12 protein-coding genes are annotated in these 15,809 nt (G+C 66.1%); 6 read left to right on the forward strand and 6 right to left on the reverse strand.

Annotated features, from left to right (window positions below; genetic code table 11):
• Positions 1-129: 129 nt before the first annotated feature.
• Genes Q7514_RS32775 through Q7514_RS32785 form a run of 3 tightly spaced genes read right to left on the reverse strand, consistent with a single transcriptional unit; the run spans position 130 to position 3,543 of the window.
• Entirely contained in the window at positions 130-1,056 is a 927-nt protein-coding gene (locus Q7514_RS32775; RefSeq protein WP_330137334.1) for a carbohydrate kinase family protein, read from the reverse strand.
• The gene (locus Q7514_RS32780; protein WP_408016229.1) at positions 1,053-2,525 is read right to left on the reverse strand and encodes a mannitol dehydrogenase family protein; all 1,473 of its coding nucleotides are present in this window, start codon (positions 2,523-2,525) and stop codon (positions 1,053-1,055) included. The genes Q7514_RS32775 and Q7514_RS32780 overlap by 4 nt, the downstream gene beginning before the upstream one ends.
• Positions 2,512-3,543 carry an NAD(P)-dependent alcohol dehydrogenase gene (locus tag Q7514_RS32785; RefSeq protein ID WP_330137343.1) on the reverse strand — a complete coding sequence of 344 codons (1,032 nt, stop codon included), beginning with the start codon at positions 3,541-3,543 and terminating at the stop codon, positions 2,512-2,514. The genes Q7514_RS32780 and Q7514_RS32785 overlap by 14 nt, the downstream gene beginning before the upstream one ends.
• Positions 3,544-3,670: 127 nt before the next feature.
• Here Q7514_RS32785 and Q7514_RS32790 point away from each other — a divergent pair, with 127 nt between their 5' ends.
• The 6 genes from Q7514_RS32790 to Q7514_RS32815 are packed head-to-tail and all read left to right on the forward strand — an operon-like array spanning position 3,671 to position 9,698.
• Entirely contained in the window at positions 3,671-4,732 is a 1,062-nt protein-coding gene (locus tag Q7514_RS32790) for a sugar-binding transcriptional regulator (RefSeq protein ID WP_330137335.1), read from the forward strand.
• On the forward strand, positions 4,733-6,112 hold the full coding sequence (locus tag Q7514_RS32795; protein ID WP_330137336.1) for an ABC transporter substrate-binding protein: 1,380 nt from the start codon (positions 4,733-4,735) through the stop codon (positions 6,110-6,112).
• A 32-nt stretch (positions 6,113-6,144) separates the two neighbouring features.
• Positions 6,145-7,074 (forward strand): carbohydrate ABC transporter permease, encoded by a 930-nt coding sequence (locus Q7514_RS32800; RefSeq protein WP_330137344.1) that lies wholly within the window; start codon positions 6,145-6,147, stop codon positions 7,072-7,074.
• A complete protein-coding gene (locus Q7514_RS32805) occupies positions 7,071-7,961 on the forward strand; it encodes a carbohydrate ABC transporter permease (protein WP_408016230.1) in 891 nt (296 codons plus the stop codon). The genes Q7514_RS32800 and Q7514_RS32805 overlap by 4 nt, the downstream gene beginning before the upstream one ends.
• A gap of 43 nt (positions 7,962-8,004) precedes the next feature.
• Positions 8,005-9,087 carry an ABC transporter ATP-binding protein gene (locus Q7514_RS32810; protein WP_330137337.1) on the forward strand — a complete coding sequence of 361 codons (1,083 nt, stop codon included), beginning with the start codon at positions 8,005-8,007 and terminating at the stop codon, positions 9,085-9,087.
• 32 nt (positions 9,088-9,119) lie between these two features.
• The gene (locus Q7514_RS32815) at positions 9,120-9,698 is read left to right on the forward strand and encodes a hypothetical protein (protein WP_330137338.1); all 579 of its coding nucleotides are present in this window, start codon (positions 9,120-9,122) and stop codon (positions 9,696-9,698) included.
• Positions 9,699-9,713: 15 nt separating this feature from the next.
• Here Q7514_RS32815 and Q7514_RS32820 read toward each other — a convergent pair whose 3' ends face one another.
• The 3 genes from Q7514_RS32820 to Q7514_RS32830 form a co-directional block, all read right to left on the reverse strand.
• On the reverse strand, positions 9,714-11,147 hold the full coding sequence (locus Q7514_RS32820) for a lipase maturation factor family protein (RefSeq protein WP_330137339.1): 1,434 nt from the start codon (positions 11,145-11,147) through the stop codon (positions 9,714-9,716).
• A gap of 84 nt (positions 11,148-11,231) precedes the next feature.
• A complete protein-coding gene (gene recD / locus Q7514_RS32825) occupies positions 11,232-13,112 on the reverse strand; it encodes an exodeoxyribonuclease V subunit alpha (RefSeq protein ID WP_330137340.1) in 1,881 nt (626 codons plus the stop codon).
• Positions 13,109-15,809 (reverse strand): UvrD-helicase domain-containing protein (locus Q7514_RS32830; RefSeq protein ID WP_330137341.1); only part of this gene is annotated, 2,701 nt, incomplete at its 5' end. The genes Q7514_RS32830 and recD, both read right to left, overlap by 4 nt.

The following is a 15,809-nucleotide window of genomic DNA, read 5'->3' on the forward strand; positions in this document are numbered from 1 at the left end:
GTTGCTTGACTTTCCGGGTGTTCGGGCCCTCGCCGGAACCGGTCTTCTTCCCTGCCATTCGTCAATGATCAAGTAGTACGGCGCGAATCCCGTGCAGCGACACACCCTATTATCGAAACATCTTTAACGTCATGGTGTCACCGCCCGGTCGCGTTGCGCACGCGTGGGAAGGTCCGCGCCGGGACGAGCGACGGTGAGCGCCGACATCGAAGAGGCCGTGTGTAATACGGATTCGAGGTTACCCACGCCGATCTCGCGCAGCCTCTCGCGCTGTTCCGCCCCCAGCAGTCCGAGCTCCCACAGCGCATCGAGCAGGCCGACGGTGAATGCGTCGCCCGCACCGACGGTATCGACCACGTCGACCTTCTTCGCAGGCACCTCGACGACACCGGCGCGGCACACCGCGACAGCACCGGACGCTCCACGCGTGACGGCGACGATCGACGGCCCTCGCGACAACCAGTCGCGTGCGATGTCGAGCGGGTCGCGTCCCGGTGCAACCCATGCCAGGTCCTCGTCGCTGACCTTGACGACATCCGAAAGTGCCACCAGCCGCGCTATCCGTTCCCGACCGCGCTGGTCGTCTCCGATCAGCGCCGGCCGGATGTTGGGGTCGAAGCTGATCGTCGATGTGCGCGCCTGCTGCTCGACGAGATCGGCGACCGCGTCGCATCCCGGCTCGAGCACGGTCGCGATCGAACCCGTGTGGACGAGCGCCAGATCAGAGGCCGGCGACGGGAGCTCGGGCTGCCAGCTGATATCGAATTCGTATGTGGCGGCGTTGTCGTCGCCGATCCTCGCCGACGCGGTCGCGGTACTCGTCGGCGACACGCTGCCGTCGGTCAGGGCGACACCGGATGCATCGAGATGACCGACGATGCGCCTGCCGCGTTCGTCCGCGCCCACGCTCGTGGCGAGCCGGACCTCCCGGTCGAGCCGCCCCAACCCGACAGCGACATTGAGCGGGCTCCCGCCGACGTGTTCGACGGGCTCGTCGTCGCCGCGGCGGACGATGTCGATGAGGGCTTCTCCGACGATCAGTGCCCGGCCACTCATTCCGGCTCCACAGGCAGGGCTTCGAGGGTGCGTTTCGCGCCCTCGTTGTGCAGGGAGTTGAGGGCCCAGGTGTACGCGTCGACGAAGCGGGTGCTCCGGGCGAGATCCCCGAACACCGAGGTGTTCTCGATGAACACTGCCGGGTGGGTGTACTGCTTGCGCGCGAGTGGCACCAGTTCCTCGGCAAGACGGTCCACCACCTCGATCGGAGTGCCGTGTTCGTCGACGCCTTCGGCATAGCGGGCCCAGGATGCGACGATCGCAGCGGAGCGGACGATGTGGCCGCCGCTCTCGAGATTCTCCCGGATGACCGGCAGCAGCCACTTGGGGATGCGATCGGACGATTCGGCGCACAGTCGCGCGATGGTGTCTCTGATCTCGGGGTTGGCGAACCTCTCGATGAGTGTCCGAGTGTATTCGTCGAGGTCGATACCCGGGACCGGCTTCAGGGTGGGTATCGCATCGTCGGCCATGTAGTTCAGGAGGAACTGCGCGATCAACGGATCCTGCGCTGCGTCGTGCACGTAGCGGTAGCCCATCAGGTACCCGAAATAACAGAGCCCCTGGTGGCTCGCGTTGAGCAGTCGCAACTTCATCAGCTCGTACGGCGCGACGTCGCCGACCAGATGCACACCTGCCTTTTCGAACGGTGGCCGCCCGTCGGTGAAGTCGTCTTCGAGGACCCACGTTGTGAATGGCTCCGCCACCACGGGCCAGCGGTCCTGGACATCGAATCGCAACGAGAGTTCGTCGATCACACTCTGAGTGGTGACGGGAGTGATGCGATCGACCATCGAGTTCGGGAAACGGGTGTTCTGGGTGATCCAGTCCGCGAGTTCGGGGTCCACCATGCGGGCATAGGAGGTGAACACCCGGCGGGCGACAACGCCGTTGCCCTCGATGTTGTCGCAGGACATGAGTGTCGGGGACGGAATGCCCCGAGCTCGTCGGCGCGCCAGTGCTTCGACGGCCAGGCCGAACACCGTGGCAGGTGGGCCTTCAGAGGTCAGGTCCTGCTTGATGGCCGGGTTGTCGATGTCGAATTCGCCGGTGTCGTGGCGGATGTTGTATCCGCCCTCGGTGACGGTGAACGAGACGATCTTCGTGGTGGGTGCGGCGAGGAGTTCGATGACGGCCTCGGGTTCGTCGGGCGCATACCGATAGTCGACGATCGACCCGATCACGCGGGGTTCCCATGTTCCATCGGGGTGGGTGAGAACCAGCGTGTAGAGGTTGTCCTGGGCGGCGAGCGCCTCCTGCATGCGCCGATCGCCCGGCATCACGCCGACCCCGCAGATCCCCCAGTCCTTCGCGAGGCCCTGCTCGAGCAGACGGTCGACGTACATCGCCTGGTGCGCACGATGGAATCCCCCGACACCGAAATGCACGATGCCGACGGTCACGTCGTCCCGGGAGTAGGTCGGCGTAGGTATACCCAGCTCCGGCAGGGTCTCTTCACTCGGTTCCACGTTGCGCCTCCACGGTGGGTGATAGGTGTACAACTGCCTTGATCGAGCCGGGGACCCGATCGGATTCGAGGGCGTCGACAGATTTCTCGAGCGGGAAGTGCGCGGTGACCATCGAATCGAGGTCGACCCGACCGGACTCGAGAAGGCTCAGCGCCGTCGGCCACGTGTTCGCATATCGGAAGACGCCGGTGAGCACCAATTCCCGGTTCTGTATCACCTGCACGGGTATCGGCATCGTCTCGGCGCCCGACCCCACGAGTACGACGGTGCCCCCGGGGCGGACGGCGCGGATACCCGAATTCACCGCGGCGGGCGATCCGGACGCATCGATGTAGGCGTCGACCCGCAGATGCGACGTGTCGTCCGATCGTGGATCGAGGGTGGCGGTGGCGCCGAACCTCCGCGCGACTTCGCGTCGGTGTTCGTCAATGTCGGTCACGACGATGTCCACGGCCCCGAATGCGCGCGCGACCTGGACGGTGACGATGCCGACCGGGCCCGCGCCGCTGATCAGCACGCTCGACCCGGCCGTCACCCGAGCCTTCCGGACCGCGGCGATCCCCACCGAGAGCGGTTCGCACAGCGCCGCGGCGTCGTCGGACACCGTGTCGGGGACGGGATGAGCGAAGTGTGCGCCGATGGTCACGTAGTCGCACAGCGCGCCGTCGACCGGTGGCGTCGCATAGAACTGCATGTGCGGACACAGGTTGTAGTCGCCGCGCCGGGTCGGGGCACTGCCCGGGTCGGGGCGTTGCGGCTCGATCGACACCCGTTGCCCGACGCGTTCGGCGGACACGCCCTCCCCGACAGCGACTACCGTTCCGGACGCCTCGTGCCCGAGGACGAGCGGCGCCTCGACCACGAATTCGCCGATGCGGCCTTCACGGTAGTAGTGCGCGTCGGATCCACAGACCCCCACCGACGCGACGCGGATCAGCACATCACCGGGGGCGGGCTCGGGAACAGGGCGTTCCTCCATCTCGATCCGCCCCGGCTCGACGAGGACTGCCGCGCGCATCGTCGCAGGAAGAGTCGAATCTGTTGTGTAGATCACACCTCGATGCTAACCTACTGAGCATATGAACGCACCCCTGCGCATTTGCTCATGAGATTCGAATGCCCAGGCCATCGAGGAGAGCCCTTCCGTGACGAAACCCAGTCCAGTACCGAAGGCACCGGATGGCGACACCACGGCCGCACCCGAAGACCTCCGCCTGGCACTGCGCGCGGCAACCCTCTACTACCTCGACGGGCTCACCCAGGCCCAGGTCGCGGACAGACTCGGTGTCTCCCGCGCGACTGCCGGACGACTCGTGGCCCGCGCCCGCACTCATGGCCTCGTCCGTATCGAGGTCACCACACCTCCCCATCTCCGCGACGACCTGCACGCCGATATCGAGCACGCGCTCGAGAAGCGATTCGGACTCACCGAAGCAGTGGTCGTCGGCGTTCGGGTCGACGACCGGGGGCCGGTGGACAACTCGGCGAGCTTCGCCGTGCTGGGCCGCGCGGCCGCCTCACTCCTGACCCGCCGCCTCCGGCCCGCCGACACCCTCGGATTCACCTGGGGGCCCGAAACCATCGCTGTCGCCCAAGCGATTCCGTCCGGCGTGGCGACGTGCAAGACAATCGTGCAACTGGACGGCTCTGTCACCACGAGCACCTACCAGACCGGCACCGAGTACGTGCTCGGACGATGCGCCGAACAGCTTCAGGCGCAGCCGGTTCGGCTCCCCACTCCCCTGTACGCCGACGCCACGACCGTCGCATCCATGCGCACCGACTCGGTGATCTCCCGCACGCTCGAATTGGGCTCCCGAGCCGACGTGATGATGTTCGGCGTCGGCGCAGTGTCTTCCTCCACAACGCTGTTCGAGGGCAGCTTCCTCGACACTGCGATGCTCGACACGCTCGACGAGCTGGGCGCGGTCGGGGAAATCGGCGGCCGCTTCTTCCGAGAGGACGGAACACCCGCCCACGTCGAACTCGAATCCCGCACGATGTCGACACCGTTGTCCGAGATCGCCGCATGTCCCTCGACAATCCTCGTCGCCGGCGGCGCGTCGAAGCACCGCGCGGCCCACGGCGCCCTCTGCGGCGGCTACGCAACCATGCTCGTCTGCGACATCGCCTGCGCAGAATGGCTCCTCGATCGATCCCCCACCCACCCGCACGACTCGGGCTTCGATCCCACCGAAATGAGGTAGATGGCCGTGCAACCACCCGGAAGCAGTACCCGCACAATCAGTTTCACCGGAAAGCTGATTGCCGGAGCCGGAGCGCTGTGCCTGGCGCTCTCCGGCTGCGCCGGAGCCGGATCCCTCGGCGCATCCGACCGGACCGTCACCATCGCAATGGTGTCCAATTCCCAGATGACGGACGCACGCTCGCTCGCGTCGCAATTCGAGGCAGAGAATCCGGACATCGATCTCCGCTTCGTCACCCTGTCGGAGAACGAAGCCCGCGCAAAGATCACCGCATCCACCGCCATGGGAGGCGGAGAATTCGACGTGGTGATGATCAGCAACTACGAAACTCCGCAGTGGGCGGAGTACGGGTGGCTGACCAACCTGGGCACCTTCATCGAAGCCACCGAGGGATACGACCAGGATGACTTCATCCCGTCTCTGCGCGAGGCACTCTCGTACGACGGCGACATGTACTCGGTGCCGTTCTACGGCGAGTCGTCGTTCCTGATGTACCGACAGGACCTGTTCGAGGAAGCCGGGATCACCCTGTCCGATCCGCCGACGTGGACCGAGGTCGCCGACGCCGCAGCACAACTCGACGGACCCGACATCAATGGGATCTGCCTCCGCGGCAAGCCCGGCTGGGGCGAACTGCTGGCGCCGCTCGACACCGTGATCAACACCTTCGGCGGCCGTTGGTTCGACGAGGACTGGAACGCCCAGCTCAACTCTCCCGAGGTCCAGCGCGCCGTCGAGTTCTACGTCGACCTCGTCCGCACCTACGGCCAGCCCGGCGCTGCGACCAGCGGGTTCACCGAATGCGCCACGCAACTCGCGCAGGGCCGTGTCGCGATGTGGTACGACTCGACCTCCGCGGTCTCGACTCTGGAAGACCCGTCCTCGAGCAATGTTGTCGGCAAGATCGGCTATGCCCCCGCACCCGTCATGGAGAAGGACCCGTCCGGCTGGCTCTATACGTGGTCGCTCGGAATCCCGGCGAGCAGTGAGAACGCCGAAGACGCATGGAAGTTCATCTCGTGGATGACCGACCAGAACTACATGCGCCTGGTCGGTGAAGAACTCGGGTGGGAGCGTGTTCCCCCCGGTAGCCGCCTCTCGACGTACGAGATTCCCGAGTACAAGGAGGCAGCGCAGGCGTACGGGCCCATCACCCTCGAATCCATCGAGGGCGCCGACCAAGCGAACCCCACAGTAGACCCGGTCCCGTACACCGGAATCCAATTCTTGGCGATACCCGAATTCCAGGATCTCGGCACCCGGGTGAGCCAACAGATCAGCGCTGCCATCGCCGGCCGTCAAACCGTCGCCGAAGCGCTCGATCAAGCCCAGAAGTACGCCGAAGCCGTCGGCGCAACGTATCGGGAGGAATCGCAGTGACTGCCCTCGAGGTGCCTCAACCGACACCGGACATGGCCGAACGCATCCGCCGCGTCAAAGCAGCGAAGGACGAGAAGGTCTCCCGCGCCGAAGGGTGGCGACTGCGCGGTCCACTGCTGCCCGCACTGATCTTCATGATCGTGGTGACGCAGATACCGTTCCTGTTCACCCTCTTCTACTCCACGCAGTCCTGGAACCTCGTCAGCCCCGGCTCACGGCGGTTCGTCGGACTCCAGAACTACGTGGACGTATTCCAGGACAGTCAGTTCTGGCAGGTGGCACTCAATACGGTGATCCTCATCGTCGGAACCGTGCTGATCTCGGTGATACTCGGTCTGCTGCTCGCACTGCTGCTCGACCGTGCCTTCCTCGGACGCGGAATCGTCCGCACCCTGCTGATCACGCCGTTCCTGGTCACACCGGTAGCAGCAGCATTGGTCTGGAAGACCTCGATGTTCGACCCCATTTTCGGCATCGTGAACTGGGTGTTGTCGCCGTTCGGCGTCGGCGAGGTCGATTGGATCAGTAGATTTCCGCTACCCACCGTGATGGTCGCGCTGATCTGGCAGTGGACTCCGTTCATGATGCTGCTGATACTCGCCGGGCTCCAATCCATGCCCCGCGACATTCTCGAGGCCGGCCGGGTCGACGGTGCGAGCGGATTCGCACTGTTCCGCGAGCTGACCCTCCCTCACCTGCGCAGATTCATCGAATTGGGCACCGTGCTCGGCGCCATCTATCTCATCAACACGTTCGACGCGATCTACATGATGACGCAGGGCGGGCCCGGCACCGCGAGCGCGAATCTGCCGTTCTACATCTACCAGCGCGCGTTCCTCGGCTTCGACATCGGCCAGGCCGCGGCGATGGGTGTGGTCGTCGTGATCGCCACGATCATCATCGCGACCTTTGCACTGCGCCTGATCTTCAAGTCGTTCACCGGTAAGGAGGAAGCGGCGTGAGCACCACAGCTGCGGGTCCGCAGACGTCGGACACCGAAGTGCCCACCGGTAGGGCCGCACGGACGGTACGGAAACGCAAGCACCGCAAGATGAACCCGTGGGGTGTCGTCGCATGGATCGCCGCGATCGGCTTCTTCTTCCCGGTGTTCTGGATGGTACTCACCGCGTTCAAGCAGGAGTCGGACGCATACTCGGATCCACCGAAGTTCTTCTTCACACCGACCCTCGACCAGTTCCGGTCGGTATTCGAGACCGGTGCGAGCACAGCACTGCTCAATTCGGCCTTCGCGACCATCGTCTCGACCGTGTTCGTGCTCCTGCTCGGAGTTCCCGCGGCGTTCGCGTTGTCGTTGCGCCCGGTCCGCAGGACCCAGGATGCACTGTTCTTCTTCATCAGCACCAAGATGCTGCCGATCGTCGCCGCGATCATCCCACTTTATGTGATCGTCGCGAATATCGGTCTGCTCGACAACATCTGGGCTCTGATCATCCTGTACACAGCGATGAACCTGCCCATCGCAGTGTGGATGATGCGGTCGTTCTTCCTCGAGGTTCCGGGCGAACTGCTCGAGGCCGCCAGCATGGACGGCGCGAGTCTGTGGACTTCCGTGCGCGAGGTGATACTCCCACTCGTCTCACCCGGCATCGCCGCGACCGCGCTCATCTGCGTGATCTTCTCGTGGAACGAGTTCTTCTTCGCCGTCAACCTCACTGCTGTTCAGGCGCAGACGATTCCGGTCTTCATGGTCGGATTCATCACCGGCGAGGGACTGTACTGGGCGCAACTCTCGGCCGCGGCGACCATGGCAGCTCTGCCCGTCGTCCTCGCCGGATGGGTCGCACAGAACAAGCTCGTGCGCGGCCTGTCGTTCGGCGCCATCAAATAGCACGATCCAACTCGAACTACTGCTGATACGAAGGGTTTCCATCATGGCCGAGATCACCTACCGGAACGCCTCGTGTATCTACGAGAGCGCCGACTCGCTTGCCGTCGATTCGCTGAACCTCGACATCGAGGATGGAGAGTTCGTCGTTCTCGTCGGACCGTCCGGGTCCGGCAAGAGCACCGCATTGCGCATGCTCGCGGGTCTCGAGGACATCGACGAGGGTTCGATTTCCATCGGCGGCGTCGACATGACCGACGTTCCACCGAAGGACCGTGACATCGCGATGGTGTTCCAGAACTACGCGCTGTACCCGAACAAGACTGTCGCCGAGAACATGGGCTTCGCCCTCAAGATGCGCGGGATCGGCGCCGACGAACGTCGACGGAAGGTCGAGGAGGCCGCCAAGGTCCTCGACCTCACCGAGTACCTGGATCGCAAACCCGCCAAGCTGTCCGGCGGTCAACGCCAGCGTGTCGCGATGGGGCGCGCAATCGTCCGCGAACCGCAGGTGTTCTGTATGGACGAGCCGCTCTCGAATCTCGACGCGAAGTTGCGCGTGCAGACCCGCACGCAGATCGCCGCGCTCCAGCGTCGACTGGGCACCACCACCGTGTACGTCACCCACGACCAGGTCGAAGCGATGACGATGGGTGACCGCGTGGCGGTGCTGAGGAGGGGGCAGCTGCAGCAATTCTCGTCGCCGACCGAACTCTACGACCGGCCCGCGAATGCATTCGTGGCCGGGTTCATCGGCTCCCCCGCCATGAATCTACTGCCGGCGACCGTCACAGACGATGGAGTTCTCGTGGGCAACACCGTGATCCCCGTCGAGCGCGATCGGATCACCAGCCTCCACTCGGCCGGCGTCACGTCGGTGACGGCCGGTATCCGACCCGAACAGTTCGAGATCACCGACGGCGCGGGTGTGGAGGCCGTCGTCGAACTCGTAGAAGAGCTCGGTAGCGAATCGTATGTGCACACGCGGGTACCCGGTAGCGGAAATCAGATCGTCGCGCGCTCGCTGACCCGCACCCCCGCCCGCCTGGCGGACACAATCCATCTGCGTAAGCGTGAGGGCACCGTGCACCTGTTCCATCCCGAGACCGGGGAGCGGGTGGGCGACTGACCGTCCCACGAACGGGTCGCTATGCTCCCGGCATGATCAGCCGGGGCACCACCGCATCGTTCATCGCACTCGCCGCAGCGCTCGTCACCGTCACAGCCTGCGGCGACACGGTTTCCGGAGAGGCCACTGCCGCCGACCCGACCACGACAGCTGCGCAGACGACATCATCCGCTCCCACTACCACCACGACGACCACCACGAAGGCACCGGTTCCGGCCGATTCCGCGGACTACGCGGGCGCACAGCCGGGGGTGTACTACTTCCTGTCCGAGAGCGGTAAGTTCGAGTGCGCGATCCTCACTCACACCGACCCGGTCGCGGGCTGCCAGGGCACGATGCCGCCGAGCGCTCCCCGCGTTCCCGGCAGCGGGGCACCCGATGTCACGGTGCCAGCGAATGTCGTGCTGGTCGAAGCCTCCGGCGAGGGCGAGTTCGTCAACATCGGCGATATCGCGTTCATGGATCCCACCCGGTCCGCACAGACCCTTCCGTATGGGGAAGCCCTGGTGGTCGGCCCGTTCACGTGCGTGATCGACGAGACCACCGGCGTCACCTGCGAGACCGACTCGCACGGGTTCACCGTGACCGACGACGACTACGAATTGTGGTGATGAGAGCTGCGGCGATCACAACCCGGCCAGGTCAGCGCGCGATACGGGATGCATGAAGTCCCCGGCCTCCTCACGCACCCACCACGCCCCGGACGCGCGATGTTCCGCCCTCGTGGCATACCGGTATCGGAACACTCGGGCGCGCACCAGTGCGGGAGGTGCGTCCGGAAACGGGTTGTGGCGCAGTAACCGCAGGGTGTCGGGATCGTTGTCGAGCAGCCTCACCACGAATTGCGGAAACCATCCGACCGCGTAGTCACGCGAGAGTCCGGCGAACCACATCATCCAGTCGAGTCGGCGATGGTAGGGCGCGCACTGGCGGGGACGGCGGAACACGTCGCCGGGTTTGCCTTTGAACTCGTACTCGTGCCACCGGGTTGCCGGTGTGACGACCGAATCGGTCGTACCGTCGACGATCACCTCTATGCGCGTGCGGGTGATGCTGCCGAACGCACCGTAGGTGTTGACGAAATGCCAGCGATTGAAGGACGCATTCATCGCCTGCCGCTTCGACATCAGGTTCCGCACAGGCCGGTAACTGAGAATTGCGACCACGGCCGTCAACGCGATGACCGCCGCGGTGAACAGCCCGGGTGTCGGCGCGAAATCGGGGTTCGGGGTGAGCACGACGGCGAAGAAGCTGTCGGGCAGCACCGACAAGGCGAGCACGATGGTGATCCAGTTCAACCACGCGAAGTTGCCGCTGAGCACCAGCCACAGCTGCGTCACGATCATGATCACGGCGGCGATGCCGGCTCCCGGTTGCGGTATGAACAATGCGAACGGAACAACGAGTTGTGTCACATGGTTGCCGGCCACCTCCATCCGATGCAGCGGACGCGGCAGCCGGTGGAACCATCGGCTCAGCGGGCCGGGCATCGGCTGGGTCTCGTGGTGGTAGTACAGACATGTCAGGTCACGCCAGCAGCGGTCGCCACGCCACTTGATGAGGCCCGCCCCGAATTCGACCCGGAACAGCAACCAGCGCAGCATGATCAGCACCAGGAACTGCGGTGCGATCTCCGCGTTGCCGAGGAAGATCGCGAGCACTCCGGCTTCGAGCAGTAGCGATTCCCACCCGAACGCGTACCAGACCTGCCCCACATTGACGATCGACAGGTACAGCACCCACAACGCGAACCACACGAGCATGCAGGCCATCAGGGGCAGGCGTTCGGTGACGCCCACGAGGGTCAGCGCCGCCAGGAGGACACCGACGATCGCCTCCGCTGCGAACGTGCGATCGGTGAACCGCCAGTGGAACACGCTCGGCGCCGAGCGGAACGACCGTCGGCGGACGAAGTCGGGTACCGGCAGCATTCCCCGTTCGCCGATCAGTGCACGGAACTGCAGCAGAGCGGCCAGGAACGCCACCAAATACAGCGCGGCGAGACCTCGGGTGACCAACAGTCGCCCGATCACGTATCCGTCCGCATCCAACCAGTGCACAGTAGTCGCTCCCCGCCGACGGTCCGCAACGTCGGCCGAGTGCAGTCTCCCTCCAGGATGGCACGCCAGATGGCGACCGGAGAGTCAGACCCGGATCTCGCGCCGCAACCCGCTGGCTCGCAGCACCTGACGCTCCACTCCCGCACGGACCGCCGCTTCCGTCCCCACGATCCGCACCTTGGACCGCGCGCGCGTGATCGCTGTGTACAGCAGTTCGCGGGTGAGCAGCGACGATCGTTCGTCGGGGAGGATCACCGACACGGTGCCGTACTGGCTTCCCTGGCTGCGGTGGATCGTCATCGCGTACACGGTCTGCACCGCCGACAGCTGGCTCGGATGGAGCACGAACGGCTGCTCGCCGCGCGCGAAGGCGGCGACGAGGTCACCGTCGTCGCGGCGCACGACGACACCGGTGTCGCCGTTGTAGATGCGGGCCTCGTGGTCGTTGGCCGTGACCAGCAGCGGCTGCCCTGGATACCACCGCTCGGGATCGAGCCGGCGACCCGTCGATGTACCGATCCATTCCATGGCCTGCCGCGCCCACCGTTGCACTCCGTACGGGCCGTCGCGGTGCGCGCACAGCAGACGGTGGGTCTCGAACCGTTCGAGAACTGCGTGGATGTCGCCGGTCAGAGCGGCTGCGGTGACCTCCTGGGCCGAGCCCACGACGTCACGCCGCAGCGACTCGACGTCGTCGGGCCGGTGGAACGCGATCTCCGGCGCACCACTGTTCAGGATCTCCACGACCTTGTCGCCGTCGCCGTCGCGCACCGCAACCGCCAGCCGCGCGATCTCACCGCCGAATCGGCGACCGCGGCTCAACCGCACGATCCCACCCCGCAACCGGTCGTGTTCGACAGGCCTGAAGGCGGCCTCGTCCGGATCGTCGGCGGCCTCGAGGTCGCGGGCTGCGGCCCTGGTGAACACCGGGTTGACGCCTCCGGAGACCGGCCGCGCGATCAGGTCGGCCAGCACAGCACCGGCGTCGACGGAGGCGAGCTGGTCGGGGTCGCCGACCAGGACGAGGCGCGTATCGGGTCGGACCGCTTCGAGCAGCCGGCACATCATCGTCAGCGACACCATCGAGGTCTCGTCGACGACGATGACGTCGTACGGCAGGTGATTGTCGGCGTGGTAGCGGAAACGGGTGCGGCCGCGTTGCCAGCCCAGCATGCGGTGCAGCGTCATGGCAGTGAGCCCCGGTGGCAACGGCAGCACCGACTCCTGCTCGCGTACAGATTCCTGCAGACGTGCCGCGGCCTTACCGGTGGGTGCCGCCAGTCCGATGCGTAGACCGGGGCCTTCCATCGTCTCGAGCAATGCGAGAATCCGCGCGACGGTGTGTGTTTTTCCGGTTCCCGGGCCGCCGGCGATCACGGTGGTGCGGTGCGTGGCGGCAAGCGCAGCCGCAACACGTTGACGATCGGGCGCCGGGGACGGCTTCGTGCGATCGGACTGGTCGCGGAACAACTCGTCGAGTGCAACGGCGAGCCGGTCGTCGTCGACCGCAGGGAAGCCGTCGCCGCGTGCGGCGAGGACCTCCCGGATCGTCTGTTCCTGCCGGAAATACCGGTCGAGGTACAGCAACGGCCCTTCGTCGGTGTCGACGAGGCGCAGCGGTCGCAGCGACCCGCGGTCGCCGCCGATGACGAGCGGACTGCGCTGCAGGGCGCCGAGGACCTCGCGGTCGTGTGGCCACGGCAACGACTCCGGGTCGACCACCGGGTTTCCGTCCGCGTCCTCGTCGACGGTGACGTCGCGCAGCCGCGTCAGGTCGAGGCACACCGATCCGGAGCGCACGGCACGAACGGCGAGGGCGGTGGCCAGGTGCACGTCGGCGTTCGGTTCGCCTCCGAGGTTCGCAAGTCTCAGCGCAACGTGGACGTCGGCAGCGGCCAACACCCCCGCTTCGTTGAACTCGCGCAGGGCGCCTTTGCCCCGCTGCGCAATTCGGGCTTCGATCACGGTAGTGCCCTTCCGGCGAGCAGATCCGACAGGTCGGTGACGAGCGCGGCGGGCGGCGTCCAGTCGAACACCCCGCTGCCGGGGGGGCTGTCCGGTCCGGCCATACCGCGAACGAACAGGTACTGCGACCCACCGAGATGCGTCTTCGGGGCGTAACCGGGCATGCGCCACCGCAGGTATCGGTGCAGCGCAACAGAATACAGTAGCGCCTGCATCGGATAGTGGGCCCGGATCATCTCCGCTGCCATCGCGTCGCGGGTGTAGTGGCCCGTGGTCAGCTCACCGGGGGCGAGACGGTTCGTCTTGTAGTCGACGACGACGAACCGCGGCCCGTCGACGCGCAGGACCGCATCGATGCTGCCCGTGAGGTATCCGCGCAGCGGCACCGGCTCGAGGGTACGCACGTGATCGGCGTACTCGAACAGCGGGTCATCGGGTGTGAGGTGGCGTCGGAGCAGATCGGAAACCTGCACCAGGGTGACGGTCACGGCAGCGGGATCGTCGCCTCCCGCGAGCGGCAATTCGAAGTCGAGTTCCGCGAGTCTGTCCTTCGGTGAGAAGTCCGCCAGCGTGCGCGCGAGTGGGCCGAGCGGGGTGTAGAGGACGGGCAGTAGCGCTTGCGCGAGCTCGTCGGGATCGATGTCGGACAGTCGCTGAGCCACCACGTCGCGACAGCACTCGGTGAGTTCGCCTTCGAGGTCGGCGGCGGAGGTGTCGACAATCTCGAACACGGCGTGGACGAGGGTGCCGAAGACCGTGCCTCCGGGCAGGTGGTTCATGGTCGACGGGATCCCCTCCGAGGCGGGATCGGGCGTCGCCAACGGCGGTTCTTCCGGCTCGTCGTCCTTCTCCGGTTCTTCGATCTCGCTGCCGACGCCGACGCCCTCGTGCGCCGATGCGGTGAGCGCCGAATACGAGGTGCGCCGCCACGCGCCGTCGAGCACCCGGGTGAACCGCGCAGCGACCAGGGACGTTTCGTCCCGCTGCGGCTTCGACCAGGTGATCTCCTTCTTGCCGACGATTCCGGTGGCTTCCACGGAGATCAGACCGCCGGCGGCCTTCGCCCACGACGCGAACTGTTCGGCCATCACCGAATCGGCGGGAATGCCCGCGGCGGGCGCAACTTCGGAACTGCCTGGGTTGCGCGCGAACAACACTCGGTGCAGCGGCGAGCGAGCGGTCCCGTAGGACGGCGCCCACCACAGAGTGACCTGGCAACAGGCACGGGTCAGCGCCACGTACAGCAGGCGTAGCTCTTCACCGGCTTCCTCCGCCTCGTGGGTGCGGCGCCGCTCGCCGTAGCCCGGGCTGCCCTCACCGCCGACGTCGAGGATCCGGCGGCCGTCCTCGTGCAGCAGCAGGGTGTCGGGGTTCGGGTTCTTGGCGGCATCCCATGCGTACGGCACGTAGACGACCGGAAACTCCAGCCCCTTACTGCCGTGCACCGTGAGGATCTGCACGGCTGCGGCGTCGCTGTCGAGGCGACGACTGCGGTCGGAGCTGCCGCGTCCCGGATCGGTCATCCGGTCTTCGAACCATCGGGTCAGCGCCGCAATACCCAACGAGTCGGAGGTCGCCGCATCGTCGAGCAGCTCCGCGATGTGCCGCAGGTCGGTCAACTGCCGCTCCCCTGACACTGTTCGGAGCAGGCGCGCCTCGAGTTCGCCCACCGTGGCGAGACGTTCGAACAAAGCCGCGAATCCGGACTGCGCGAACGCCAACGCGAGATCACGGAGCACCCCACCGACCTGCGCGACCAGTTCGTCACCGCGCTCCACAAGATCCTCTGCGGTGTATCCGAGCAGCGGTGTCAGAGCTGCGAGACGCACCCGATCCGTGCGGTGCGGTTGTTCGAGAGCCTGCAGGGTCCACAGCCACTGCTGGGCAGCGGGGGTAGCGAACACGCTCGTCCCGCCGGCGAGGACGCACGGCACACCCGTCCGTTGGAGCTCCTCGTACACGAGGGACACCTGGGCGTGTGTCCGCACGAGAATCGCGACGTGGCCGGGTTCCACCGGCTCCGGACTCCCGCCTCGTTCGATGGTGGTGTTGCTGTCGAGCAGCGCCACCACATCGGCAGCGACATCGCGCGCCACATTGGCTCGCAGCGGCCCGACCGTCGGGTACCCCGACTTGCCCAATGGTCCGGCGCCGGTGCGCGGCAGGTGACGCAGCCGCACCGGAGCCGTCCCCGCAAGGCGCGTTCCGTCGCGGGCGGCGTCGACCCGGTGCACGGTGATCCTCGGATCACCCAGTGCTGCACCGCCGTACACATGGTCGAGCGCGGTGATCAGGTCGGCGTCGCTGCGCCAGTTGGTGGTGAGCTCGCGGTGTGCATCGGATGTGTTCACCGCATCGAGGTAGCTCAGCACTTCGGCACCGCGGAAGGCGTAGATCGCCTGCTTCGGATCGCCGACCAGCACCAGAGTGCTGTGGCCGTGGAACGCCCTGTGGAGGATCTCCCACTGCTTGGGGTCCGTGTCCTGGAATTCGTCGACGAGAACGACACCGAACCGGGCGCGGATCCGCCTGCATGCAGCCGCGCCGTGCTCGGGATCGCTCAGCACACGGTGCAGCAACGCGAGCTGGTCGTCGAAGTCACGCAGGCCCGTCGCCCGCTTCCGGCGCTCGACCTCGGCACGCACCTCCTGCGCGAATTCGACGCGTTCCCCGGCCGGGGGTCCGGCGGCGCTCGCG

This window comes from Rhodococcus artemisiae (genome assembly GCF_036327795.1).
Taxonomy (GTDB): Bacteria; Actinomycetota; Actinomycetes; order Mycobacteriales; family Mycobacteriaceae; genus Rhodococcus; species Rhodococcus artemisiae.